The sequence below is a fragment of the Phyllobacterium sp. genome (genome assembly GCF_037994405.1).
Classification (GTDB): Bacteria; Pseudomonadota; Alphaproteobacteria; order Rhizobiales; family Rhizobiaceae; genus Phyllobacterium.
The window spans coordinates 1-3,719 of sequence record NZ_JBBNAN010000111.1 but is presented as its reverse complement, the minus strand read 5'-3'; the positions used below and the strand labels follow the sequence as shown (position 1 = coordinate 3,719).

General features: G+C 59.3%; 2 protein-coding genes. Both read right to left on the bottom strand.

Features of this window, described 5'->3' with window-relative positions; genetic code table 11:
* Nucleotides 1-2,618, bottom strand: a 2,618-nt coding sequence (gene rbbA / locus AAAC48_RS06630) for a ribosome-associated ATPase/putative transporter RbbA (protein ID WP_340653425.1), incomplete at its 3' end; no start/stop codon positions are given.
* Entirely contained in the window at nt 2,615-3,649 is a 1,035-nt protein-coding gene (locus AAAC48_RS06625; RefSeq protein ID WP_340653426.1) for an HlyD family efflux transporter periplasmic adaptor subunit, read from the bottom strand. The genes rbbA and AAAC48_RS06625, both read right to left, overlap by 4 nt.
* Nucleotides 3,650-3,719 lie beyond the last annotated feature (70 nt).

The following is a 3,719-nucleotide window of genomic DNA, read 5'->3' as shown; positions in this document are numbered from 1 at the left end:
GGAAACATGAGGCCAATGACCCTTCCCGCGCCCGTAAGGGACGACACGGGCGTGAGCAGACCTGAAAAGTTCACCGTGGGAATGATGGCGAGAACCGTGGTCGCAAAGACCGCCGCTACCTGGGTCTGGGTGAAGGTCGAGATGAGTTGCCCGAAGCCGCAAGTTGAGAAAACATAGAGCAGCGTCCCGAGCGCAAGGGCTCCGAAAGACCCCTTGACCGGCACGTGGAAAACGAAAAGCGCCATCAGCAGCATAATAGTGAATGCCAACATCCCGATGACAACATAGGGCAACAGCTTGCCCACCAAAAATTCGAATTTGCTGATGGGAGTGGACCGGAAGTTGGCGATCGAGCCGGTTTCTTTCTCGCGGACGACAGCAATGGTCGCCATGACTGCCGGGATCAGAACCAACACCATCACGATGGTGAGCGGAACCATTGCAAAGATGCTCTTGAAAGACTGATTGTAGCGGAACCGATTTTCGATATTGACGCTGCCAATAAAGGCGTTTGATGGCGCATCGGGGCCGAGGCGCTCGACAATGAGATCCCGCACATAACGCTGCTGCAAGCCGGTGACGTACCCTCTGGTTGTCTCGCCCTGGAACGGCATGGCGCCGTCGATCCAGAAGGCGACAGCGGGCGAACGCAGGTTCGCAACATCACGGCCGAATCCAGCTGGAATTTCAATGGCGACAGCCAGCTCTCCGCTCCGCTGGCGCTGCTCGAGTTCCGCGGTGGAGCTGATCGGAGGCCGCTCATTGAAATAATGAGAGCCCGAGAAGTTTTCGAGCAGCCTGCGGCTTTCCGGCGTCCGGTCCTGGTCGAAGGCCGCAAATTTCAGGTTCTCGACATCGAATGTGATGCCATAACCGAAGGCAATCATCAGAATGACGGGACCAATGAAAGCGAACGCCATCCTGATGGGATCGCGCAAAAGCTCCATCGATTCACGCCGGGCATAGGCCCATAGCCGCCCGGGGTCAAATCGCCTGGACGAGCGCGATTGGACAGGCTTGATTGCCGTGACGCCTGCAACCGCCGAGGGTTGCGGCGCTGGCTCTGGCTTCTTTTTTTCTTTACTTCCGCCCGCTTCCTCCAGATAGGAGATGAAGGCGTCTTCGAGAGAATCGCTGCCGCGTTCTTTCGCCAGCTCCTTCGGCGCGCCGACGGCGAGCACGCGTCCGCGATGCATCAGCGAAATACGGTCGCAGCGCTCGGCCTCATTCATGAAATGGGTCGAGAGGAAGATAGTGACGCCATCGTTGCGGGAGAGATCGATCAGCGTGCGCCAGAAAGCGTCGCGGGCGACCGGATCAACGCCCGAAGTGGGCTCGTCGAGAATGAGTATGGGCGGCCGGTGGAGCACGGCCACCGCAAGCTGCAATCGCTGTTTGACCCCAAGCGGCAGGCTCTCGGGCTTGGCGTCAGCCACGTTTTTCAGATCGTACCGCTCCAGCAGCTCGTTGATCCGTGCGTCGATCTCGTTCGGCGGCAAATGGTAGAGCCGCGCATGCAGATCGAGGTTCTGCCAAACCGTGAGCTCGCCGTAGAGTGAAAACGCCTGCGACATGTAGCCGACGTTCTGGCGCGCCTCCATGTCGCTGGCGCCCATCGGCTTGCCGAATAATTTGGCCGAGCCTTCGGTGACCGGCAGCAGCCCGGTCATCATTTTCATGGTGGTGGTTTTTCCGCAGCCATTTGAGCCGAGGAACCCGAAAATCTCGCCGTGTCCGATGCGAAAGCTCACATGGTCGACGGCGACGAAATCGCCGAACCGGCGCGTAAGCCCTTCCGCCTCGATTGCCGGCGTCTTGTCTTGGGTCTCGACGCGCGGCCGCACGATGACCTCCTCGTGCAGGTCGCGCTTTTCCGGCGGAAGGAGCGCAATGAAGGCGTCGTCAAGAGTAGTCTTTTGCGCTTTGGCGAGGATCTCCTTCGGTGTGCCGTGCGCGATGACTTTTCCCTCGTCCATAGCAGCGAGCCAATCGAACCGACTCGCCTCATCCATATACGCGGTTGCGACAATCACGCTCATCTGCGGCCGACGCGCGCGGATGGAATCAATGAGCTCCCAGAACTGCCGCCGCGACAGCGGATCCACGCCCGTGGTGGGCTCATCGAGGATAAGAAGATCTGGATCGTGCATCAGCGAGCAGCACAGGCTGACTTTCTGCTTCATGCCGCCGGAGAGCTTGCCGCAGGGTCGATCTGCAAACGGATCGAGCCCAGTAGCTTTCAGAAGCTCGTCGATGCGCGCGCGCCGCTCTGCTGCGCCTTGGCCGAACAAGCGTCCAAAGAAATCGATGTTGTCCAACACACTGAGCGTCGGATAGAGATTGCGACCAAGCCCCTGTGGCATGTAGGCAATGCGGCCGTAGCTCACTCGGCGATGACGCTCATCCACCATGTCGCCTCCGAGCACCGTGACCTTGCCGGCTTGAATCTTGCGCACCCCGGCGATGAGGGCGAGCAAGGTGGACTTGCCGACGCCGTCGGGCCCGATCATCCCCACCATGCAATTTGCGGGAATATCGAGGGTCAGGTCGTTAAGCGCGAACGCTTTTCCATAGCGATGCGTTACCTGCTGGACACTTGCCACGATAGTCGTGCTCATTGCGGCAGCCTCACGGTCAGTTCTTGAGGCCAGGGGACCTTGGGATCGGTGCGGACAAACCCAAGCCCGCGCACCCCGGTCTTGACCTGGCGATGGTACCTATCAAGCACCTTAGGATCGCCCTGGAGCTTGACCCGGAACATCAGCTTCTCCCGCTCCTCAGTCGTCTCGACGCTCTTCGGCGTGAACTGGGCCTCGGTCGCCACGAAGCTGATCGTCGAGGGGAACACGTATTGGGGAATGGGATCGAGGATAATGTGTGCCTCGTCTCCTAGCGTGAGCTTGCCGGCATCGTCCGCGGGCAGATAGATCGTGAAGTACACATCGTTCAAATCAAGAATGGTCAGAACGCGTTGTCCTGCAGCGACGACCTCGCCCGCGCGAGCGAGCCGGTATTGCACCCGTCCACTTCTGGGCGAGACGAGCACGAGATCGACGAGAATTGACTGGTAACGTTCGACGTCAGATTCAGCTGCTGCAATTGCGGACTCGGCCTGATCACGCTGGGCATTTGCCGCAACGTATGCAGCTTCCGATGCATCTAATCTGTTGCGACGCTGATCAACCACCTGCACCGATATAAAGCGGGTATCAAGTAGCTTTTTTGCGCGCTCATAGTCGGTTCTGGCGAAATCCAAATCGCTCTTGCGCTGCGCTATTTGCGCATTCGCTTCGGCCAATGCCTGTTTGGATTTCAGGACTTGCGCTTGCGCGCCGCGTAATTGTGCCTCTGTTTCCGGCGACGCGATGGTGGCGACGACCTGTCCAGCCGTGACTTCGTCGCCCTCGTTTACGGTCAACGTCGCCAGTCGGCCGGGATATTTCGCCGCGACATCGACTTGCGTTGCTTCGATTCGACCGTTCGACTTGACAATGCCCTCGGGCATCTCGCGGCCGCGCAGCCGCGCGATCAGGCTTTCCACCGCCGACTGGGCTCGTTCGAAAGGGTTTTGTTGGTTCGATTGCGCCTGCGCCTGCGCCTTGACGATCAGGGGTTCTCCGAGCGAAAGGCCCAGCGTCAACGCGACCATCGACACAGAGACGGACACGAGAGCAGCGCCTGAAACGCCGGCGGTCAACGGCTGGAAAGACATTTCAATT

Coding starts and splice junctions, on each gene's coding strand:
- AAAC48_RS06625 (WP_340653426.1), bottom strand. CDS start 3,649: ATGGTCGCGTTGACGCTGGGCCTTTCGCTCGGAGAACCCCTGATCGTC.